The organism is Paraburkholderia sp. FT54, from assembly GCF_031585635.1.
Lineage (GTDB): Bacteria > Pseudomonadota > Gammaproteobacteria > Burkholderiales > Burkholderiaceae > Paraburkholderia.
In genome coordinates this window covers 457,598-479,671 of the sequence record NZ_CP134197.1, presented here as the reverse complement: position 1 = coordinate 479,671, position 22,074 = coordinate 457,598, and the positions used below count along the sequence as shown (strand labels likewise).

The 22,074-nt window shown below is 58.9% G+C and carries 23 protein-coding genes and 1 pseudogene; 6 read left to right on the top strand and 18 right to left on the bottom strand.

The genetic code is table 11. The features are described from left to right. Position 1: 1 nt before the first annotated feature. The 15 genes from RI103_RS35025 to RI103_RS34955 form a co-directional block, all read right to left on the bottom strand. Positions 2 to 271: a hypothetical protein gene (locus tag RI103_RS35025; RefSeq protein WP_310818659.1), complete on the bottom strand. Its 270-nt coding sequence runs from the start codon at positions 269 to 271 to the stop codon at positions 2 to 4. A gap of 12 nt (positions 272 to 283) precedes the next feature. Then, on the bottom strand, positions 284 to 433 hold the full coding sequence (locus tag RI103_RS35020) for a hypothetical protein (protein ID WP_310818658.1): 150 nt from the start codon (positions 431 to 433) through the stop codon (positions 284 to 286). Positions 434 to 983: 550 nt separating this feature from the next. Next, positions 984 to 1,760 carry a hypothetical protein gene (locus tag RI103_RS35015; RefSeq protein ID WP_310818657.1) on the bottom strand — a complete coding sequence of 259 codons (777 nt, stop codon included), beginning with the start codon at positions 1,758 to 1,760 and terminating at the stop codon, positions 984 to 986. 42 nt (positions 1,761 to 1,802) lie between these two features. Then, on the bottom strand, positions 1,803 to 2,189 hold the full coding sequence (locus tag RI103_RS35010; protein WP_310818656.1) for a hypothetical protein: 387 nt from the start codon (positions 2,187 to 2,189) through the stop codon (positions 1,803 to 1,805). A 71-nt stretch (positions 2,190 to 2,260) separates the two neighbouring features. Next, positions 2,261 to 2,902, bottom strand: a complete 642-nt coding sequence (locus RI103_RS35005) for a hypothetical protein (protein WP_310818655.1) — start codon at positions 2,900 to 2,902, stop codon at positions 2,261 to 2,263. 18 nt (positions 2,903 to 2,920) lie between these two features. Next, on the bottom strand, positions 2,921 to 3,676 hold the full coding sequence (locus tag RI103_RS35000) for an Abi-alpha family protein (RefSeq protein WP_310818654.1): 756 nt from the start codon (positions 3,674 to 3,676) through the stop codon (positions 2,921 to 2,923). Positions 3,677 to 3,741: 65 nt separating this feature from the next. Then, positions 3,742 to 4,569: a hypothetical protein gene (locus RI103_RS34995; protein ID WP_310818653.1), complete on the bottom strand. Its 828-nt coding sequence runs from the start codon at positions 4,567 to 4,569 to the stop codon at positions 3,742 to 3,744. Between the two features lie 232 nt (positions 4,570 to 4,801). After that, complete coding sequence (locus tag RI103_RS34990) at positions 4,802 to 5,101, bottom strand: hypothetical protein (protein ID WP_310818652.1); 300 nt, start codon at positions 5,099 to 5,101, stop codon at positions 4,802 to 4,804. A 59-nt stretch (positions 5,102 to 5,160) separates the two neighbouring features. Beyond that, positions 5,161 to 5,406: a hypothetical protein gene (locus RI103_RS34985; protein ID WP_310818651.1), complete on the bottom strand. Its 246-nt coding sequence runs from the start codon at positions 5,404 to 5,406 to the stop codon at positions 5,161 to 5,163. Positions 5,407 to 5,493: 87 nt separating this feature from the next. Beyond that, positions 5,494 to 5,718: a hypothetical protein gene (locus RI103_RS34980; protein ID WP_310818650.1), complete on the bottom strand. Its 225-nt coding sequence runs from the start codon at positions 5,716 to 5,718 to the stop codon at positions 5,494 to 5,496. 122 nt (positions 5,719 to 5,840) lie between these two features. Further along, positions 5,841 to 6,806: a hypothetical protein gene (locus RI103_RS34975; protein WP_310818649.1), complete on the bottom strand. Its 966-nt coding sequence runs from the start codon at positions 6,804 to 6,806 to the stop codon at positions 5,841 to 5,843. Positions 6,807 to 6,849: 43 nt separating this feature from the next. Further along, complete coding sequence (locus RI103_RS34970) at positions 6,850 to 7,035, bottom strand: hypothetical protein (RefSeq protein WP_310818648.1); 186 nt, start codon at positions 7,033 to 7,035, stop codon at positions 6,850 to 6,852. Positions 7,036 to 7,325: 290 nt separating this feature from the next. Next, a complete protein-coding gene (locus RI103_RS34965) occupies positions 7,326 to 8,282 on the bottom strand; it encodes a RelA/SpoT domain-containing protein (RefSeq protein ID WP_310818647.1) in 957 nt (318 codons plus the stop codon). Positions 8,283 to 8,516: 234 nt separating this feature from the next. Continuing rightward, positions 8,517 to 9,176: a site-specific integrase gene (locus RI103_RS34960; protein ID WP_310818646.1), complete on the bottom strand. Its 660-nt coding sequence runs from the start codon at positions 9,174 to 9,176 to the stop codon at positions 8,517 to 8,519. Between the two features lie 166 nt (positions 9,177 to 9,342). Beyond that, a complete protein-coding gene (locus RI103_RS34955) occupies positions 9,343 to 10,368 on the bottom strand; it encodes a DNA-binding protein (protein WP_310818645.1) in 1,026 nt (341 codons plus the stop codon). A gap of 169 nt (positions 10,369 to 10,537) precedes the next feature. On the opposite strand from RI103_RS34955, the gene RI103_RS34950 reads away from it, so the two are divergent. From RI103_RS34950 to RI103_RS34925, 6 genes and pseudogenes are all read left to right on the top strand, one after another. After that, on the top strand, positions 10,538 to 11,713 hold the full coding sequence (locus tag RI103_RS34950) for a tyrosine-type recombinase/integrase (protein ID WP_310819333.1): 1,176 nt from the start codon (positions 10,538 to 10,540) through the stop codon (positions 11,711 to 11,713). Positions 11,714 to 12,323: 610 nt separating this feature from the next. Next, positions 12,324 to 13,337: an alpha/beta fold hydrolase gene (locus tag RI103_RS34945; RefSeq protein ID WP_310819332.1), complete on the top strand. Its 1,014-nt coding sequence runs from the start codon at positions 12,324 to 12,326 to the stop codon at positions 13,335 to 13,337. A 918-nt stretch (positions 13,338 to 14,255) separates the two neighbouring features. Next, positions 14,256 to 14,597: a hypothetical protein gene (locus tag RI103_RS34940; RefSeq protein WP_310819331.1), complete on the top strand. Its 342-nt coding sequence runs from the start codon at positions 14,256 to 14,258 to the stop codon at positions 14,595 to 14,597. Positions 14,598 to 14,795: 198 nt separating this feature from the next. Beyond that, positions 14,796 to 15,359: a YSC84-related protein gene (locus RI103_RS34935; RefSeq protein ID WP_310819330.1), complete on the top strand. Its 564-nt coding sequence runs from the start codon at positions 14,796 to 14,798 to the stop codon at positions 15,357 to 15,359. Positions 15,360 to 15,588: 229 nt separating this feature from the next. Continuing rightward, a complete protein-coding gene (locus RI103_RS34930; RefSeq protein WP_310819329.1) occupies positions 15,589 to 16,464 on the top strand; it encodes a site-specific integrase in 876 nt (291 codons plus the stop codon). A 20-nt stretch (positions 16,465 to 16,484) separates the two neighbouring features. Continuing rightward, positions 16,485 to 17,588 (top strand): annotated as a pseudogene (locus RI103_RS34925) (IS91 family transposase); the annotation flags it as partial. Between the two features lie 470 nt (positions 17,589 to 18,058). Here RI103_RS34925 and RI103_RS34920 read toward each other — a convergent pair. From RI103_RS34920 to RI103_RS34910, 3 genes are read right to left on the bottom strand one after another with little or no spacing between them, the layout of a single operon-like run. After that, positions 18,059 to 19,267, bottom strand: a complete 1,209-nt coding sequence (locus tag RI103_RS34920; RefSeq protein ID WP_310819328.1) for a hypothetical protein — start codon at positions 19,265 to 19,267, stop codon at positions 18,059 to 18,061. Beyond that, positions 19,251 to 20,507, bottom strand: coding sequence for an LssY C-terminal domain-containing protein (locus RI103_RS34915; RefSeq protein WP_310819377.1), 1,257 nt, complete (start codon positions 20,505 to 20,507; stop codon positions 19,251 to 19,253). Before RI103_RS34915 ends, RI103_RS34920 begins: the two co-directional genes overlap by 17 nt. Next, complete coding sequence (locus RI103_RS34910; protein WP_310819327.1) at positions 20,504 to 21,793, bottom strand: LssY C-terminal domain-containing protein; 1,290 nt, start codon at positions 21,791 to 21,793, stop codon at positions 20,504 to 20,506. Before RI103_RS34910 ends, RI103_RS34915 begins: the two co-directional genes overlap by 4 nt. Positions 21,794 to 22,074: the final 281 nt, after the last annotated feature.

Genomic DNA, 22,074 nt, shown 5'->3' with positions numbered 1-22,074 from the left:
CCTAGGCTGGCATCGTGGGCGGCTCACCGTCGATTTCTAGCTTCGCTAACACCGCAAGGCGCCCAAGATACGCGGTCATGTTCTCGGCACTTTCTGTCGGCACGCAGCCGTCGTTGTACAGATAGATGGCTTCGACGTTGGGATCATTTTTGTATGAAATGCGCGCCGCGCGAGCGGCTGTAAGCCCTTTTATTTTCACCAGAACGGAATGATCGGCGTATGTCACGTGAGCGCCCGTCCAGAACCCAACGGGTTTGTACTCGCGATTCAAGACGGCATACCGTCAATCATCCTGACGTTTGACGCAGTACGGCAGGAACACCGAGCGGATATCTTTTAATGGCATGTTCACTGCCTCTTGATATTGATCGCTTACATGTTGTTGAGCCTCAACAAAGCGGTCGACAATCGTCTGGAGTTGGTCATCTTGCATACGAAATGTTTTCGAGGCGCACGACCAAGGGCGGGAGGGTCTGCGCAACGCTAGCAGGCAAGCCAGCGCGGACAACTTCAGTTTCGCTTGCAGCAACGATAAAGTCTTTGATAACGGCCCGATCTGGCATCGTACAAGCAAGCATGAACGCTGCATGACGTTCTTCCTCAGTCACGTCCGTGAATGTAAAATTTGCCGAGGGTGTGCGCCAGATATTCGCTCGCTTCGGCTTCGATTTGTTTCGTGTTCGTTCCGTGGTCTCAGGTGTTGCGAACTGCGATGGTCACCGGTTCAGCGCCTCGGTCGTCACGCTGGCATTCCCCGCGCCAGCCGTATCCGGCCTCGACGGCTTCATCTTCAAGGGCATTCATGTAACGCAGCCGTGCGCGACGAGGGGCTGGAAAACCGCTCTTCGCCTCGCCATGCTCTCCAGAACATGCTGGCCATGCCCTGACTGACCATCCCGTTGCCATCCCTTGTTTTCCGGTCGATTTGTTGCGGTTTTCTGCAACGACGTCACTTACTCAACGCAATCTAGGGCTCCAATTCATTACTTTTGCACTGCCTTCTCAGCGCCTCCGCTAAAGAGCCGCTCGGGATCGCAGGCTTTTGCCACGATGTCCCAGTTTTTTCTGTCGTCGCCGACCGGTAGTTCATCTTTCGTCGGATCCGGGCGCATCTCGCTGAGTAGCTTCTGGACGCAGTCCGTGTAAACAGTGATTCGACCGGTGGCTGTGACGGCCGATGTGCTCGAATCGCCGCAGGCAAGGGTATAGATGCGTGAACCTACTTTCATGGGAAGCGAGCGTAGGGTATTGTCGTTAATACACTGATTCAAATCACGCATGCCGATGTCGATGCCGGCGGAAACGGTCCTGAGTGCTCGTGTTGCGGCGTTGCTTGGATAGCGCTGTTGGATGTTGGGCATATTGACATCGTACCGTTCCTTCCAATGTTCGTACGCATCGCGGTACCGCCCTCGGGAAACAGCAAGCTCGGTTTTGGGCGCCCCACTCTCAACTTCGCGGATGAGTTCCACTGTGCGACTGAAATACTGAGAATATCCGGCCGCGAGGTCGTCCATGGACGTGCGGAGATTGTCCATGCTCCTGTTGCTCACATCGCGCACGCGTTGCCTCTCGGTGTGAAAATTCGTCAGCCAAGTACCAACGACGCCCGTCAGCAGGAAGCCAAGTATCAAGAGCACGGCTGGATGTTTCAGAAAGTCGGAGAGCGCGTGGCTTTTGTCGTTCGGAGTCGTTCGCCTCACAACAGTCACCGGGCGACCAGCGAGAGGTCGCCAGTTATTGCGCCGTGATTTGTCCATAGCCACTCCTGATATTCTTTGCGCATGTCGTTTTCCAAGGTGTCAGCTATGGTTCTTGCAGACCGGGCAATACCATTGACCGAAGTGCGCGTGTATTCCCGTCGCGGGCGGAAGCAGAACCTTTTTGCCAGCCCCCTCGAAGCAGGAGACGCAAAAAGGCCCTTCTTCGCCGAATCTGTAGCCACCGTTCATGGCAATAGGCCTTTCAGACGAACGCGCACTGAGTTGCGCAGACAGCTCGGCGTTCTTAGCGGACAACGCCACAACTTGCTCCTTGAGGCCTACAACTTCCAATTTCGCGTCAGCTATCTCGCCCTGAAGGTCGGCCAACAGCATTTTCATGTCAGCGTCCTTCACCTTTTCGTTTAGGTCACGAAGCTTCTTCGTGATATCCATCGCCATTTGAAGGCTGGAGATAATATCTGGCATGTTATTCCTTGTTTTCCTGTACGACCCGCACGACCGGCGCGAGCGCTTTTCCTATCAAATTCCTTTCCCGCTCATTCGGCCTTGGGCATTGGAGCAAACTCGTTCAAGAGCCGAATGACCTCTGCAGCGACCTTTTGCCGCCCCGATTCCATTTGGAACTGAATCTCGCGCGCCCGCCGTGCAACTTGGGCGTGGTCTTGGCGTATGGGCAAGGGATCCCGATGCAGCATCGCCAGATTAGCCTTCATCGCGTTGACTCCGTTCTTTATCAGTGTCACGCCCTCAACCGCGCCGACTGTTCCAAGATCGAGCATCGGGATTTGTTGGAGCATGCGAAATGCTTCGTCGAAAATCGCCGCATCGTGGTTCGCGACGTAATTCTCTGCAAGGCTGCGTTCGAGAAGCGCGATGGTTGCCCCTCCTACGACGTCGACGGCGTGCTCCGTCATTCCCCGAACTGCTGCGAGCCTGCTTGAACGGAGCATAATATCTCGCCTTTCCGCGTCGCGGCGTTGGTTCGACGCGATGCTTACCGCATATAAGATTGCTCCTATTGAGCCAAGCGCCTGCACCCATCCGGCATAGTCGGCACTGGTGATGGGCGGGTGCAAGACGAAAACCGTTATCAAAGCTCCAACGAGGCACGCGAATCCGTACCGCTGCAAAGCCATCACCGTGAGTTTCGCGGAACGCGGGTCAATCGAACGCCTCATTGTGTTCTCTCGCTTTTCCTAGTCGTCCACCAGACAAGCCCGATGAAACAATCGACCTAGCCCGTTGAGTTCGATGAACCAAAAATCAAAGCCGGCATACTGTGCGCCTTGAAAGTCTGCCTGCCACGGCTCATTGGTGTATGCGGCGATGCCCAAAGACACCAGATGCTCTATGTAGGTGTACACCAACTCGGGCTGTGCAAGCTCCTCTGGACGCACGACTGCTGCTGAGAGGCGACCTTTCAGGTCTTCAGACAGACCTGAATCTTTGATCAACGCTACCCGCTCTTCATTAAGGAGCGCAGCCGCGCCTTTCTTCGGCGGTCGCATGTAGGCCGCGGGACGAGCATCGGCGATTTGCTTGATCAGGACGGCTTCATCCGGGGCTAGCTGGCCAACGATTTGAACGAATGCAGGATGAGCCTCACCGACGCGTTCTCGATCCATCGCGCGAGACAACAATCGCTCGAACATCTGGCCGACGACGCTTTGCTCATCGTGGAATTTGAACTGATCCGCGATGGGTAACGCCAGCGACTCAACCGGCGCGACTCGGCGTTCTTCCGGCACCCGCGCGATAGATCTTTCAAGATGCTTGGCCAACCTATCCTGAAGAGCCGCAGCGTATTGCACAGGGAAAAATACCAAGCGCAAAGTCTTCAAGATGTCTTGGCCGAACTTTCCGGTTTCCTTCAACACTGGCGAGACTGCATCGTCATACGCAGATTTGACTACCTCTGACGGGATGGCTTTCAGCAGATCTAGATCATCCATCTTGTACCTGTCGCTATTACATAAGTTTGTTTGTTGCACCCGCGAGACCGGCGTGAGCGCTTTCCCTATGCGCCACTGGGCTTTTTTATTACCGCCCCCAACGAGCTTAGGCTTTTCTTCGCTTCGGCCAACTTTTTCTCCCGATTGCTCTTCTCCAACATCTCATCGAGGATCAACTCGATCGCGAGCTTAACTGCCGGGAATGCGTCGAGACATTCCTGCTCCGAAAGAGTGTGCACGCCAACGCTCAAGATTCCGTACAGGTTTCGGTTTTCTACCAAAAAGCGCGGAAGGATTTGCTTCAGCATTTGGATTTTTCCGTCCATCCTCGCAGCAGCGAATGCACTATCATCCCAGCCATGTTGCTGCGAAGCTTCAGGCTTCGCTTCTTCGATCAAGCTTTCGAACACCCGCCGCAAATAAACGAAAGCTCCGATGCCGACACCGTGAGAGGCTAAACCCACGCCCCGCGTCAGTTCGCGAAATCGCTCCTTCCCCAAAACGGTCCGGTACTTTTGCAGATCAGGCGTGTCAAGGTCGGCCATCGAGGGGTATTGCCCAATCTTCTGCAATACTCCCTGATGTGAGCGGAAGAAAAACATGCTCCGATGGGCGTTGTTCCGGGAGCAAACAAACCAGAGCGAAAAGATGTAATTCTGCGAATGATGATGCTCGCGATAGTCTGCCTTGCCGATCCTATTGAAGACCGTGTGTCGACCGCAACCTTCGCAAAAGCAGTCGAGTGTGCCACTGTAATGTTCAATAGCAAAAAAGGGGGTCGTTTGATCCTTGTCAAACGGAAACGTCTCGTAAATTGGAACTGAAAGGCAGAAGTCCTCAGCGCTCGGGAGATCGACGTTACCTTGAGCGATCGGGGAGTCTTCCTCATTCATAGCAGTTTTCCTGGTTGAGCGACGTGAGCGCTTTTCCGATGTCTTAGGGGCCGACCACGCAAATCGCGAACGGCAGTTACAACAAAAATCCGGCGCTAATTAGTGCGATACCGACCTTCGATAGCATTTGGTAACGTCGGATCTCGGGTGTGATCGCCAGTGCGGCATAAGCACCCGAGGTGAGAACGTCGATGTTGGGCAAACCGAAGCGATTGGTCACAATGCTTCCGAGTCAGTCTTCCAGGCGCCTGTCACCGATTTTCAAGTGCGGGTCCGTGACGCAGTGGTTCATCAGCCGCTTCGCGTGCAGAATTGCGAAGTCCTTCACTTGGTCTAACGTCAGTCGATCGACGTTGAAAGTAAGACTGACCGCGACGGAGCTAGTCGAGCCATCGCTGCCGGGTTGTCCCTCTACAAATTCAACTTCCACGCGAGCAAACGAACGCAAATCACCTCCAGTGCCGGGAGTTATCGTTAGCTTTCTCACGCTCGCCACGGAATCTGGCGGCATATCTCGATCATCGTCGGTCATGTGTCTATCCTGCCTGTTTTCCGTTGTGACCCGCACGAACGGCGCGAGCGCGTTTCCGGTCAGTCGTTCCAGTCCCGCGTCCTTTTCCATACGCCGTCTGCATATTCAAACTCAGCGTCTTCGCTCGACTTCGGGAAGACAAACGTGACAATCGCCGTTAAGCTTCCGGCAGCACCAAAATAGCTGACGTAGGGCGATGTGTCATTGGGCAGCGCCGCAAGCTCCTTCGGATATAGCCGCCTGATCGTGTTCCAAAGAGCTTCATCTTTGTCCACCGAAACATCAAATACCTGCACGCGTTTCATTCGAATCTCGACGATCGTTGGTTATGCGGTTTTCCTGCCCATGCAGGCCATTGCAATTCCTGCCGCTTGCACGGCAGGCGGTCGCCTTTAAGCGTTCTCGACGTCAACGCGCAGATTGTTGAACCAAGCAGCGAATTCGCCCGCCTCGGTGAACACCTTGGTCGGTGCATCCGCATCGCCAAGCCCCACTTGGTAACCAGCATCTAGCAGCGCAGTGATGCCTGCCTCAAAAATCGCCGGGTTCCCCTCTTTAGTAAGGGAGTCACTAAGCGTTTCTACTGAAATAATGACTGTGGGTTTCATAACTTGCATGGTTAGATTCGCGGCTACCGGCCAGCGTGCGGGGCGCTCGCACGCGGAATGCATTTCCGTGGTCGAAAACCTTGTGAAACAAAGCAAGCGGCGGCCCGCTGTATTCCGTTCTTCAGCCGTCGTTAGGTTTGCGGCATTCCGGTCGTCATCAAATCTGCCACGACATCTACATACTTGTAGGACGACAGTTTTCTATCGGACGCTTCGATGATGACAACTTCACCTTCTGCGTCTTCTGCGTCGAAACCAACCGCGGGCGTGACAAAGACGCCGTTGAATCCACCGAACAGCGTCACCGATGACATGATCGTGGGGCCCAACTTTACGCATGTAAGGGCGTGTTGGCTTTTGCGCTGTGGGCGAGGCGTGCCTGCAAAGAAGTCCTGAAACGTCGCCCCGCCAATGCCAACGCTCTTAAATTCCTCAATTGTCGAAGCCATCATTGCTGCCCTATACAAGCGCCCCGATTCCGACATAATCGCCTGATCTCCGAACGCGCGAACGGTCATGAGATATGCAATCTTGACCAACTCTCTGCGGACTACATGGTAGTCCATAGCTGTCTGCACATTTACATCGGAATGTCGGGGAATGGCTTCGTCCGCAACAACCATCTTGCCCTTCTTGGCATAGTCACGTTGAAATTGCTCTAACAGCTTCTGAGCGTCGTCGCCGAAACCCATCACTCCGCGAATCTCTCCGGTTACCGGGTCGCGATCTACGGGATTACGCAGTTTGAACGTGGCATGACCCTGCCCCAGTGTCACACGAACATTCGCGCCAGTTTCGACCGCTGTACCTGCTAAATCAACCTTCACTGCCCCAGAACGAGACTGCACACCTTGAGCGGCAGCAATGAGCCTCATGATCGGGTCATGAATTGCTGGCTCGTCGATGAGGTCATTCATTTCCGTATTTTTCGCTGCTTTTGCCGGCACGGTGAAGTTATCAGGCGCACCGAATGCAACGGGTAGAATGTGTTCAGCATTTTCAGGTTCCGAGCCGTCCAATACGTCCGTAGAGTACGGACAGCGTGTTTGCACTGCCATTGTTGCCACCGTTGCGTTGTGATCGAGAACAAAAGACATCAAATGGTGTCGTCGAAAATTGGTGCCGCTGTTTTCCTACCCGTCAAAACTTCCGGCTGATGAAGAACCCGCTAAACCCATTCGCCGCAGTAAGGATGTATGTCACATTGTTTGACTTGAATCCGTAGAGCGCGATCAGCGCCTGAAAAAAGCAGAACGCCGCTGCCACGACCCAATTGGACTTGAATGTGCGCTTGCGTTCTGACTCCGCGTCATCGAGTTCTTTCATCTTTTGCGCGTGCGCGTTTGCGTCGCGTACCGTCTTTTCCCGCTCTCGAATGTCCGTGCTATCTACAAATGCATGTCTGATGCTTTCGGCAGCACGAGCGAGACCGAACGGGTCATCGCCTTACTTCTTAGGATTTGCCAATGGGCTTCCAGACGGCGACGCGTCGCCGGTGATGATGCTCGAGGTTTTTTCCATGCGACCTGTCTCGTCTAATCGTCAATCTTTGTCGGTTACTGCTCAGCTTCGCTTTTCGGTTGTAAGTGGTCTTCAACCGCTTGGTAGCATCGAGGCTAACCGGGCTGCTCAATGTTCGCGATGATATTTTGAAGTTCGGCGATAAAAAGCGACGTGTCTCCAAAATAGTTCGGATAAGCAACTCTCAGCGCGTGCGCCGAGTCAGCGACCACCAGTACCGCGTCGACTCCGGGCTTTGCCGCTTCTTCCACGCGTTTGTACTCCGCAGTTGCCTTATCGAACTCGTCAGGTGCATACGACAGGACGTTGACCTCTTCGTTCGGCGCATCCAGTACCATCAAAAAATAGGCTGCCAGGCGTCGCTCAGGATCTGCGATCGCTGCTTTCATCACGCGCTGGAACGCACTCAGCCTGTCTATGACATGCAACTCGCGCTCCATCACGCGTAGGATCGCCTGAAGCTCCTGAAAGTCGCGAGGCCCGTCGACGCCCTCGCGTATGGCAAAGGCCGCAGAAACCAACGCAAAAAAGTCGAGCCAAACCCTCTCTCCCTGATCGGCTTTGAGGCCTTGACCAATCAGTGTCCCCACAGTCTCGACGGCGGTCGCCCAGGCATGCTGCAAGTTGGTCCGAATCTGGATTTCGACCGAATGATTGTTGTACGTCTCCTTTCGATCGCTCACGTAGCGATAGACGAGATGGATGCCCCTGTATCCATCTTCCTTTGGGGCCGCGATGTAGTCCTTCTCGTTGACCAACCGATGCTTGATCCTGCTGCTCTTTAGCGCGTCGCGCAGTAACGTCACATCGGCTAGCGTGGAAAGGACGGCCCGGCACCCTCCGATGTCCTGCATCTGGGTAAGACGCATATTGGGAAAGCGACTAAGCTTCGCAACGATCGACGGCGCGCGCTTGAGGCGCTGCGCCACAAAGGCATACTCATCAATGCTCCTTGCGCGATCACGCAAATTGATCTTGAACGTGTTCAGTGGAAACTGGTGGGAGGCGCGCCAGTTCGACATCACTGCGTACGCTTCGAGGTAGCGATCCATGCTATCTATCGTGTCGCCAAATCCCGTCACGAGAGTACGGCCGGCTGCATTCACTCTCTCGCGACTATTTTCTGGTATCGCCCACTGCATCGTCAGCCCCGTTATGTTTCGTCCAGCTTCTTCATGCCGCCCGGAGTTTGCCCGCGCCCCGCGCGCGCTTTTGCGAATAAACCGTTGCGATGAATCGCATGCGTTTTTCCTCTCCCGTCGACACGAACCGGTCCGTCGTGACGGTCAAATCACTCCACTTACCACCGACGCCAGCTTAACCGGATCGCCGTCTATCAGTCGTTTAACGGCAGATAGGCTGGAAACTCCAATCAATTGTTGTATGAGCTTCAGCGAGCGTCCGTCGCGGTGCAGCCTGACAGCGAAAGTCCGGCGCGCTGCGCTTGCGTTCCCATGCTCGATGCCGGCCTGATGATGAAGTCGACGCACGATTTCGGTCAATGACTCGCAAGAATAACTAACCGCGCCTGAAGTCTTCTTTCGAGGCGTAAAGCTGAAGGGCTCGCCGTCTGCCGTCAAGAACAGCGGGCTACTTGGGTCTAGGCCTCGGAAGGCCGCAGGCGAAGTGGTTACGCCCTGCCGGGTATGCAATCTGGATTGTAGATAGTCGTCAACGGCAGCACAGATTTTCTTACTGACCCACAGCAACGGCCGACGCTTCCCATTGAACGCTATTTCGGGTCGCAAAGTTGTCTCCGCGACGTGCCGACCATCTGCCACGAGATAGTCCGATACTTGCAGCTTTGCGACCTCGTTCGGTGTCAGACCAGTCCCGTAGAACACAAGAAGCAATGCTACGTCGCGTTTGCGGTTTTGCCCCGTGATAGAGGCCACCCTTACTGCATGCCGAAGCTGGTGTTGTTCAATGACAGGGGACTTAGCCATCTCGTAACGAGGGTCGAATTGGATTGCATTACGAGATAGTATGGGCGCCGAGAACCGAAGATGCAATTGGCGCGTAATAGATCGCGGACTTCCTCGGAAAACCCGGCGGCACTGCGGCGGGTGCCCGATCGCATTGGTCCGGCGACGTTACGGGCCGGCACCAGAATCAGGATTGCGATCGCTTCCTCGTCGCGACCTTGGGTGCAGCGCGGCGAGGCTTGGTGGTCTCGACGGAGGATGGCGGGCGCTTGGGCGTCACAGCCTGGTTCGCGACAGTGGTCGCGAGTTGCAATCTCAGCGCGTCAAGTTCCTTGATGTATGCCGCATTCGAACTGCGAAGCGCTTCCAGATTCCCCTCTACAACGCCGGCGCGATGACGCGCGTCGCCAAGCTGAACCTGCAGTGTCTGTGTTTCTTCCCGGTGCCGGATCTCGCTCTGCTCCGCCCTGCGCGCGGCCGCCTCAAGCTCTTTCTGGGACCGTGCGCTCACGCCCCGCTCCCGCTCGATCTCAAGGAGCGCTCGCGTCTCGGCCGCCCGCAAACGCTCTTCCGCGAGCTCAGCGCTGCTCCGCAGTTTGTCGAGTTCACCCGAAAAATCCGCCCTCGCCTGCGCCAGTGCCCGATCGCGCGCGCCAATCTCGTCCTGCTGTAGCGCGATTTGAGTCCCGAGCGCCTGGCGCGTCGCCTCCCCGGCAGTCTGCACCTGCTCAAGCTCCTGAATGCGCACCTGTGCCGCCAGCAACGCGCCAGTGCGCTGCTCGAGTGCCGTTTCGGTCCGCACGAGTTCGGCCTGCAGCGACGATACCTCGTTGCGCGCGCTGGCCTTCTCCGCCTCGGCATCAGTCCGCAGTGCCTCGAGCGCCGCCTGTGCTGACGTCGTGGACCTCGTCCACAGCGTCGCGACCAGTTCCCCGGCAGCCGCGCCGAGGTCCGCCGGCAGATCCGGATGCTCGATGCGCACCCGGCTCTTCTCGCGCAGCTCCTTCCAGAATTCGGCGAGCACGGCCGTGGGTGTGCCCATGCTGCCGCGGCGCACAAGCTGATACAGCCGGTTTGCGGTCGGGGTGACGCCGAAGCGGAAGAACAGCAGCGCGCAGACTTCGCGGTACAGCTCGCGGGTTCTGGGGAATTCGACCTTCAGCCGGTCGATCTCGGCGGCAATCCGGGTTTCGTCGGGAAGAACGTCGGTCATGGGATCGGTTTTGCGGGCTTTTGATGAATATTACTACATAAACCGATTTATATCCAACGTGGAGAAGCATCAATTTTGACATTACTTGTATAATGTCGAGATTCATCTCTACTGATGCGGCGTTTACCGCGCGGCACCGTGAACCCTGTCGCGCCCGCCCCCTCCGGCTGTGAAAACCACCCTCCTCGCCCCACGCCCTCTGGATGCGCTCGAACTGCCAGCCGGCCTCGACGGCCGCGACGGCACCAACCGCGCGCGAGGCCAGGCGCAGATCACTGCCCGCGACGACCTCGCCGCGGTGCGCGCATGGCTCGCGCGGGTCGCCGACAAGAAGACCACATTCGAGAATTACCGCAAGGAAGCCGAGCGTCTACTGCTGTGGGCGATCGTTCAACTGGGCAAACCGCTTTCATCGCTCACGCATGAAGATCTGCAACTGTTCCGGCAATTCCTGCAGGACCCGCAGCCGACTGCACGCTGGGTGGCCAACTGCGGGCGCAAATACCCGCGCCATGATCCGCGCTGGCGACCGTTCTACGGGAAGCTCCGCCCGAGCAGCCAGTATCAGGCGATGGTGATCATTAATGCGCTGTTTGCGTGGCTCGTCGAAGCCGGCTATCTGGCCGGCAACCCGCTGTCGCTGTCGCGCCAGCGGACCCATCGCGCAAAGCCCCGGATCACGCGCTATCTCGACCGCGAGTTGTGGCAGGAAGTGAAGGCCTATATCGACAGCCTGCCGAAGGACACGCCCCGCGAGCGGGAACGCTACCTGCGCGCGCGTTGGCTGTTCACGCTGTTCTATCTCGGCGGCCTGCGGATCTCGGAGGTCAGCGGGAACACGATGGGCTGCTTCTTCTGCCGTCGTGATGCCGACGGTCAGGATCGCTGGTGGCTCGAAGTCCTCGGCAAGGGCGACAAGGAAGGGCTGGTGCCGGCCTCGGCAGAAATGATGATGGAACTGGGGCATTATCGGCGCGAACGCGGCCTGCCCACCCTTCCCTCGCGGCATGAAGACACACCACTCGTGCTACCGCTAGGCAAATCCGTGAAGCCGCTGACGCGCGCCGCGCTCCACACCATCGTCAAGGAAATCTTTGCAGGTGCAGCCGGGCGACTCCGCCTGCGGGGCGATCTTTTCACGACACAGGCGGACGTGCTTGAACAGGCCTCCGCCCACTGGCTGCGTCACACTGCGGGATCGCACATGGCCGACGGTGGCGCTGATTTGCGCACCGTGCGAGACAACCTGCGACACGCGTCGTTGACGAGTACGAATCCCTATCTACACACACCGGACGACGAGCGCCATCGCGAAACCGAAGAAAAGCACCGGATCGACTGGTAAGCGCTCGCGGACAGCGTATGGAAAGTCCGAGCGAACCGCAGGCCATACAAACCCACACCGCGCGACCCACTCGGAAGTCGTTGCGATCGTTTGCGGTTTGGACAGAACGCATGAGTGACGCAAGCCGACCCTTCTCTGCCGCTCGGCGTTTGCCCGCCCCGATGTCTCTTAACCACGCGAAGCTGCCGCTGGAATGACCGTGCGCCGCCGACGACGAACGGCTGGGTTTGGCCGGACTGAGACCTTGCTGCTGCGGCCCTGCAACCTACAGGACCTGACCTGCTTTCGCCGGCGACATCAATTTCGCGTCTGGAAACCCTTTCCCGCTGAACCGCCACCGGCACGGACGAATCGAAGGTGCCCATCCGGGACTCGCCCGGCAAACTGCAACGCTGCGCTTGCACAGCGCAGAATTCAATAGTTCGCGATAATTTGCAACGCGCTTCGATGTAGACAACGTCAATCCGTACAACGATGAGGTCAAGCGGAGCGTTTGCGGCACGTTTGTCGGTGCGCTTGATGCCTGCCCCGCCCATGGCGGCCATGTGCTATTGCGCTTGCCGCGATCATTACAGCCACCATTACTTTTACTTCACTGATGATTCAACAGATGGATGATTACTTCACCTTCGATGCCGGCAACGTGGTGTTGCAGTCCGGCATGACTTTCCGTGGAGCGCAGCTTGCCTACCAAACTTATGGCACGCTCAACAACGACAAATCGAACGTCATCCTCTATTTGACTTCGTTTGCCGCGCATCACTACGACATCGACTGGATGGTCGGTCCTGGCAAGGCGCTCGACACCGACAAGTATTTTGTCGTCATCCCAAGTTTGTTTGGCAATGGGCTTTCGTCTTCGCCGAGCAATGCCAGCGTGCCATACAACAGCAACCGCTGGCCGAACTTCACAATGATGGACAACGTGCGCATCCAGCATCGGCTCTTGACGGAGCAGTTGGGCATCCGCTCGGTGCGCCTGGCGCTCGGCTGGTCGATGGGCGGCATGCAGGCCTATCATTGGGCGGCCCTGTTTCCGAACATGGTTGAGCGCCTGGTCGTGCTGTGCGGCGCGGCGAAGTGCTCGCCGCATAACCAGGTTTTTCTGGAGGGCATTCGCGCCACCCTGACGGCCGATCCCGCGTTTGAAAACGGCTATTTCGTGCGGCATCCCGAACGGGGCTTGCGCGCGATGGCGCGCAGCTACGCGGCGATGGCCATGTCCCAGACGTTCTATCGGTCCGAGATGTGGCGAAAGTCCGGGCACTCGTCGCTCGAGGACTATCTGGTCTTCTCGTGGGAAGGCAACTTCCTCAAGCGCGACGCCAACAATCTGCTGTCGCACCTCTGGACCTGGCAGCACGCCAATATCGCGGACAACGAGCTCTATCGCGGCGACTTCGATGCGGCGCTGCGTTCGATCACCGCCAAGGCCCTGATCATGCCCGGTGATACCGATCTTTACTTCCAGGTCGAGGATAACCGGCTCGAAGTGGAGCAGATGTCCGATGCACGGCTGCTGCCGATCCGCTCCGACTGGGGACATCGCGCTGGCTTGCCGTCAGTATGCAAGGAAGACGCGGACCTCATCACCACTTCGATCAGGAGCTTGCTGGACGATTAAAAATAATCCACTCGGGTGGGGCACGCATGTGCCCCACCCGAGCAAACATGGCGGAAGTCAGGAAGGGGGGCAAAAGTAGCGGATTTGCCACGGTTGCGGCACGAAGAAGACGACGCCGGCGAGACCAACGTCACTTCGTGGCGGACTCGAGGGCGCTAATCGACCCACTATTGCCGTTCGCCCGGTGCCGCTTCGACGGCAGATTCCAAGGTACAAGGGCCATTCGCTCCGCGACATATGAAGGCAGGTGCTCGACCAATGCCGTCATTCAAGTAACGGCTCTGGACGGGCCACTCTACACTTCGCTTTTCCGCAGATCGGATAATTTTCGTACGCGCTGGGCCACCGACGGGATCATCCTGTCGTCGGTGGCGACCAGGTACCAGTTCGGTGGTCTCCACGCCAGGTTGGTGAGCGTGCCGTTGCAAGCCTCCAATCCTCAAGGAACGCAGGGAACGTGCGAGTTGGCCTTGAAGTCGGCTTTGTCTTTCGCGGCTAAACCCGCCGTTCATACAAGTCGATCAGCCCCGCCGTTGTGAGTGCGCCTTCGTCCACCAGCAACCAGGTCGACGCGACAGTTGGTGATGGACACAATATTGCGGCGCGTGACATAAAGCGCGCTGCGGTTTACTGAACTGGCCGACAAGCTCGATTGTCCGGTTTGCTTACTGGTTGATCTGTATCAACTGCTCGTCTATCGTACATTGCAGGTCCGTAATCCCGCATTCAGAACGATTGCGACACCTCCGCTTATCAAGCCGGAGCCGCCCCATCCAATGCAGGCTTCTGCAGATTGCGTCGAGTGCTGAATCGTGAGACCGCCACGCATCGAGTGAGCACGCCAGCGAACCGACCTGACACGGTCGGGATTGACTTTGTCAACCGGCTTTCTTCGAGAAATTTCCAGAAGGAGTTAACGTGAAATATTTATCGAGTATAGGCATGGCTGCAACCCTTTGCGCGTGCGCCGCGCAACCCCCGGCCGGCGTGCAGTCTGTGGGAACCAGCCAGCAGTCGCCGAATGCCGTCGGCCATTGCATTGCCCAAAAATGGGCTGACAGGTCGCAGCAGCAGGTCGTGTCGCAAACCACGTTGGCTAACAACATGGCGATGGACGTGTACGTCCCCGGCCAGCAGCCGCCCAATGGAGCGGCCGCCGTCGTACGTCCAAACTATCAGGGTCCGGGCACGTGGGTGGGATTCCGTGCCTCGGGCGGTGCCAGCGGCAATGCGACAGGCGACGTCAGCGGCTGCCTCTGACACGTCGGGTTCTCGCGGTCCATGAGCAGCATGCGAGACGAGCGATCGACGTACCAATGATGCCGTTGGTGTCACAACAGTAGCCGTCGCATTTCCCCAGGACGCCTTTATGTTCACGACTGCGGATGCACTCGCCACGTTTCTCAGTTCGAGCGGGCGGGACAGCGGGTATCGACAATCAATCCACGGAGAACAATCATGCTCAAACGTCTGATGTTAGCGCTCACAGTCCTGCTACTGTTGCCTATTTCTGCTGTTCGGGCCGATGAGTATACCGACACACTCAACCTTTTCAAGAACGCGGGAGAAAGCGGGAGTCTTCTGCATAGTGCCTATGCGTACGCTGTGTTTCCGAAGATTGGCAAGGGAGGGGTCGGTATAGGCGGTGCCCATGGCAAGGGCCGCGTCTATGAGAAAGGGAAACACATCGGCGATACGTCGATGACTCAGGTCACTGTGGGCTTGCAGCTCGGCGGCCAGGTGTACAGTGAACTCATCCTGTTCGAGAATGAACAAGCCCTCAAAGAATTCACCAATGGCAACTTTGAATTCGGCGCAGATGCCAATGCAATCGCGATCACTGCGGCGGCTGGCGCACAGGCAGGCACGACGGGCACGTCTACTAACGTGAGTGGCGGCAAGAAAGACGCCAAAACTACGGGTGCCTATCGAAAAGGCATGGCCGTATTTACAGTGGCCAAGGGTGGGCTGATGTACGAGGCAAGCGTTGGCGGCCAGAAGTTCTCTTACAAGCCTCGTTGATTTTCGCCGAGTGCTGACGTAAGCCCTTGAAAGTCCGAAACTTGCGCGAAAGAGACGCATGAGTGTCCGGCGAAGCGAAAGCATGAAAGACTGCAACTGGTCGCCGAACGAAACCGCTCGCGCGGTAGAGGGCTTCGGCCAACGTGGCAGGTTCCGGAGAGGTCCGCTGCGCAGTTCCGTATGTTGAGGGTCGAGGCAATCCGCCTCGTTCTTCAAACGGAGCTGCATCATGACCTCCACCCAACCGGGCGTCAGCCCGTTGCGCCAGCGCATGACTGATGACATGCGCATGCGCCAGCTTTCTCCCAAGACCCAGACGGCCTATTTGCGCAGCGTTCGCGCGTTTGCCCGATACCTCGGACGCTCGCCCGATACCGCGACTGTCGAAGACCTACGAAGCTACCAGTTGCATCTGGTCGACCATGGAACCTCGCCCATCTCGCTCAATGGCGCCATCATCGGACTGAAGTTCTTCTTCGAGATCACGCTTCAGAAGCCGGAACTGATGGCCCGGATGCAGCCGGTGCGCGTGCCGCGCATCCTGCCGGTCATCCTTAGCCCCGACGAGATCCGTCGCCTGATCGCGGCAACAGGTAATTTAAAGCATCAGACGGCGTTGTCGCTGGCTTACGGCACGGGGTTGCGTGCCAGCGAAGTGGTCGCACTCAAGGTGGGCGACATCGATAGCCAGCGCATGACACTGCGCGTCGAACAGGGCAAGGGCCGCAAGGACCGCTATGCGATGCTCTCGCCAGTACTGCTCGAACGCCTGCGGGTCTGGTGGCGTGTGGCTCGCGCCCAGGGCAAGATGCCCGATGGCGGCTGGCTGTTCCAGGGACTTGATCCTGTTGACCCGCTGACGCCACGGCAACTCAATCGCGCCATTCGCGCCGCAGCCGAAGCTGCACAGATCGACAAGCGCGTATCGATGCATACGCTGCGCCACAGTTTCGCCACGCACCTGCTCGAGCAGAAGGTGGATATCCGTGTGATTCAGGTCCTGCTTGGCCATAAGAAGCTTGAAACGACAGCGCTTTACGCCCAGGTCGCCACCGACTTGCTGCACGAAGTCGTCAGTCCGCTGGAGCGCCTGCATAGCGAATAGCTGACGCGCGGTCGGAGCCGATGCTGGAGGTCGCGGACATCTTCCGCGCCTGCGGGGCCACGTGGCGACGCACGGTAGCACTGAGCCTCGGGCAGCTGAAGGTGATGTCGGCCATCGAACAGTGCCGCAGCGCGGCGCTGGGCGGCCATGTGCTGCGCTGTTCCGGCTGCACACGAACCGAGATTGCCTATAACTCATGCCGGAATCGCCATTGCCCGAAGTGTCAGGCAGGTGCTGCACGCCGTTGGCTCGAAGCGCGCGAGGCTGACCTGCTGCCCGTCGAGTACTACCACGTCGTCTTCACGCTTCCCGCACCGATCAGTGCGATCGCTTGGTATAACAAGCGCGTCATCTACGGATTGCTGTTCGACATCGCCGCCGAGACGCTGCGCACCATCGCGGCCGATCCCCGGCACCTGGGTGCCGACATTGGCGCCACGCTCGTGCTGCACACCTGGGGCTCGGCGCTCACGCATCACCCGCATGTGCACGGCATTGTTCCTGGCGGTGGCCTGTCAGCCAATGGCGAGCGCTGGATCGCCTGTCGTCCTGGCTTCTTCCTGCCCGTGCGCGTGCTCGCGCGCCTGTTTCGCAGACGCTTCCTTGAAGCGCTCACTGATGCCCATCAGTGCGGCAGGCTTCAGTTCTTTGGTGAGTACGCGCAGCTCGCTGACCGGGCGGCCTTCGCCCGGTGGCTCGCGCCGCTGCGCGCCTCCGAATGGTTCGTCTACGCGAAGCGTCCGTTCGCAGGACCTGAAGCAGTGCTCGCTTACCTCTCACGCTATACACATCGCGTCGCAATCTCCAACCAGCGGCTGCTCGCCTTCGATGGGCGCAGCGTGAGCTTCCGCTGGAAAGACTACCGGGCAAAGGGCCGCACCCGCTACAAGGTCATGACGCTCGATGCCAGCGAATTCATGCGCCGCTTCCTGCTCCACGTGTTGCCTGCCGGCTTCCACCGCATCCGCCACTACGGGCTGCTTGCCAACCCGGTGCGCCGCGTGAACCTGGCGAAGGCCCGCACGCTGCTCGGTGTCCCGCACGAACCCGGCTCATCGCAGGACGACGCGGTCATGGCCAATCAACCGGTCTTCATCTGTCGGCACTGCGGTGCGCCCATGATCGCGCATCGACATTCTGACGCGCACCGTACCGATTCGTGCACCACCCGAAGCGAGCCAGCGATGAGCGCCTTGCTTCGATCTCCATCCCAACTGTCGGCTTCGCGCGAGCACGGCCGACAAGCGGACGGTCGCGCCGCTGGCATCATGCACCGTTCCACAGCCGTGCTCCAAACTCAGAACCGCACGCGCGATCGTCCAGATTGCTACATCCGTACTCGTCTTCGCGCCTGTATCATCCGCCGCCGCCCCAGAACATATACCAGGCACATTCATCAATCGCCATAGCGAAAACGTCGGTCGTATTGGGCCACTCCGCGGTTTCCTCCCTCGAGGTTTATCCAACGCCTGCCCGCGCGTGCCGTCGTTCGCTCACGAACCTGTGCTTGAGGGCAGGCGTCGAATAAATCTAAACGACTGCTGTCGTTTTCACACAAGCTGGACCCAACTCAGCCACAAGAGGCAGGGCCATCTCAACGACTGCTTCCAAAGGTCAAACGGTCCTTTCGTTGGGGAAGCAAGGGTTCACCAGATGGGCGCACCAGTTCCTCTTCCACGAAGCGCAAGATGGTCTCTACGAGGGCTTCACGGGGATACGCATTCTGCGTTACGAACATCGCGCCAATTGTCGGATGCGTCCGGGCAACAGGTACCGCCAATGCCCAGTGATCCGCATTCACGTAGGCGAGAAGCGTACTTCCGGGCACAACCTGATCGTAGAAGATGACCTGACTGTCGTTTCGCGAATCGATGCGCGACAGCTTGCTGTAACTCGATTTCAGGATCGACGAGATGCGCTCCGGCTTCGGAAATGTCACGATCGAGTAGTACCGTAGCTCGCCCGGAAGCGGGTGCTGCGCGAGCCACGCCTTGCGGATCGCCGGTCTCAGGCTCTGCACTGCGCCGCCATCGCCCGATGTGCAGGTCGCCCCAGGAACGTATCGCAGCATATCCGCCTGGTACTGCTCGGCGTCGTTGGCAAGCGGCGATCCACCAATCGCCCCCGCTGCGCTCACCACCGCCGCCACACGGCTGCGGATTTCCGGGTAGGCGACCACTGCTTCGAGGATGTCGGGCCCACCCTTCGAATAGCCGATCAGTACGAGGCGCGGCGCACCGTCGGGCGCTGGCATGGCCATGATCGCGTCGCGAATCTGGCGTGCGTTATTGGCGGAGCCCGACAGCGCATCGACGTCGATCAGCGTTGCGTCGAAGCCGAACTGGCGCAGGTGCGTCACGACGGTATCGGGCGGATTCAGCCACGGCTTGAAGCAGTCATAGCCGATTCCCGGCACGACTGCCGCGATGAGGTGCCGTCGCGATTGACCCAGCTCGACGGGCTTGCCGGTGCCGGCGGGCTCCGTGCCTACTCGAGTCAGCGCATCCTCGCAGGGCCGGTAGTCAGGCAGCCCCGGGCCGCGCGCTGCAAGCACCGCGCAATAGATTTCCCGGAAGCGACCGCGCTTGTCCACTACGCCAGCCTGGGATGCGGGCACGAGGACCATCGGCGGTGTATCGGTCGAGTACGGGACGAGCGGCTTCGTCGCGCATGCGCCGAGCAGGACACACGCCGTTATCGTCGCCAGCGCGATGCGGGTCCGGTACCGCGCATCAATTGCGGCAACCTGCCGTTTCGATGCGACGGGCGGTGGTGTCCGTCTAAGGTCACTGATGACGTGCATCGCCGGTTGCTCCTGGTTGAACGGTCTCGCGCAAGTCCAGATAGGGCGCCCAGTCGAGAAAATCCACGTCGGACAGGCTGCGCGGCCGCGTCGCGAAGAACGCGACGGCGCGTAGTCCGTCTGTATGGTAGGTCTCGCCGTCGAGCGTTGTCCGGGGATGGGCCGGCGATGCTACGCCAACACCGTTTACGTATCCGAGCTTGTCAAGACCACCCGAGTACATCAGGTCCTGGGTCAGGAAGTTGCGTGCCTCGTCAACATTGTCGTGAAGGATGAGGTGTGTTTCGCCGCGTGGCGCAAAGCGCCCGCCGACAGGGCGGCCGACCTGCGCGACGTAGACCAGTTGCCCCTGGAAGCGGATCGGGGCGAGCCACCCCCGTATCCAGGTCGCAGGCGCACCGGCCTGCGCCTGTTTGCGCATGACGAAGTCCGGTTCCCGCCCGAAGACCCGCTGTGCGTGGTCGGCGTCGCGCGCGTCACGCCGATAGTCGCGCCGTACCAGCGCCGCCCCGATGTCGGTGAGCTGGCCAATGCCAACGGCGTTCAGGGGATCGGCCTGAACCGTCCCGCTCGGGTCGGTGGCACAGCATGGCAACCGTTCGAGTGCAGCGCGCAGCGACGCAAGGTCCTTATAGTCGGTGACTGCGGTTTCGGGAAACGGGAAAGGTATCGACGCCAGACGCGGATCGACCGTGCCGCCGGGTACCTGCAAAAAGAGCGAGAAGGGAATCAGCGTCTGGTTTCCCAACAGATCGACATTGACGAGCTTGATGCCCTGATCGGGGTTGGTGAACAGGATGCCCGACCGTGTCTCGCCGGGCGGGATGGGGTTGCTGAATCCGAGGTCCCGGAAATAATCGTCCATGCGCGTATTCGTTGCGCCGCCAAACAGCGTATGCATGGACCACGCAACTTCGTGAGGCGAAAAATAGTCCGGGTCGGTACCCGAGCGCAACAGCCACAGCGTCTGCGACGTCCCGTTCTGCACTTCGACCCATAGCGGCTGGACGCCCGTCCTGTTGACATCGGCGCCATACATTCGCTCGCTGTCTTCACTGCCGAGCACAGTTGCGCTCACGCGCACGCTGCGACTGGTGGCACTGACCTCACGCTGACGCAGTGGCCCATCGTCGGCCTCAGGCGGGGCGTGCCATGTCGCACAGCCGGCCAGCGCAAGCGCGAGGCATAGCGCGCGCCCAGCATGTAGCGGTGCACGATGCAACGCCTGCGAAATGCTCATGGCTTCGCTCCGGGCGTCACGTGCATGACCTTGTTCGGCGTGATCCATGGGAAGACCTCGATGTCCAGGAGCGATCTCGGCGTTCGGTCGAATACCAGCACGGCACGATAGCCATCGGTGTAATACGGATCGGTCGTCAGGTTCCTGCGGGGCGCGCTTTCCGGCGCGGCACCCACTCCCGTCACGAGACCCATCTTCATGAGATTCTGCGAATACGCCATGTCCTCGACCAGCGCGGTGCGTGCCTCATCCACGTCCGGGTCGATCTTGTGTGTGGTGAACGTTGAAGAGTGCCAGGTCAGACGGGTACCGATATCGCGGCTGATCTGTCCTACCCAGACGAGTTTGTCGTGGTAACGCATGTTGCTGAGCCACAGGCGCATATGGTTGCGCTGGTGGATGTCGCCCCGTGCCTTTTGCAGTGCGATGTCCTGTGCGTGCCCGAAAAGGTAAAGGTCGCTCACGGGTGCGTTGACATACGGCTCGCCGGACAGTGCAGCGCTGATCATCCGCCTGATCGCGCCGGACCATTTCTGCTCCGTGAGGCTCCACCCCCGCCGGACGAGTGCGGGAAGAGCGTCGTCGCGGCTGCCGACGATCACCAGGTTGAGCGGGTCGCCATTCTTCGAGCCATCCTGGTTTGTCGCGCAGCATGGCAGGGCTTCGAGCGCTGCACGGAAATTCGCGTCATCCGTATAGTTCACGGTGGGCTCTTGCGGATCGACAATGCGTTTGAATACCTGGCTCCGCGTGTAGTCGCCCTCGAATCCCGGCACGGCCACGAAAATCGAAAAAGTCCGGGCGCGCTCCTTTGCGACGAGGTCAATCTGTACGAGCTTCGCACCTTCGTTAAGATTGGTCAGCACAAAGCCGGAGACTGTCTCACCAGGGCGGACGGGGTTATGAAAGGCGAGACCACGGAAGCGGCGGTCGAGGTCGGCCCGCTGGTCGTGTGACTCAGTGCCGGCAAACGCCTCGGCCGCCTCCGACGCGGGAAAGAAGTTCGGATCGAGGCCAGGCGACAGGAGGAAGTAGCTACGGTCCTCGCGATTCCGGACCTCGATCCAGACGGGCTGAATATCCCTCTCGGCAAGCGGGACGCCATACACCGCTGCGCTTTCCTCTGACGACAGTACGGCTGTCGAAACCTCGATGCCGCCCTCGGTGCGTGTGACGGAGCGATTTCGGTATCCGGGTACGGAAACCGTTGACGGGGTTGCGGCACAGCCCGCCAGTGTGCAGCCAACGAAGATGGCAACCAGGATCTGCATCACGATGCGGTTCATCGCGACACCTCTTCGAGGAAACCCCAGAGCGCAGTCCTATCCAACGGAGATTGCACGCCTCCGGGTTGTCACAGGCAAAACAGGCTCGGCGAGGCCGTGCGCAGCGGCTCACGGAAATGCGCGAAATGTGCTGCTCAGTTTAATTGATTGGGGGCCGCACCGGCGATGTTTCGCCGCACGTCAGGCGAGCCGCATTGACTGACAAACCGACTGTAACCTGCGACCGTGAAAGTCCGAAACTTGTGCGGAGCAGCCGCTCGAAGGTCCGCGTGACGGCCATA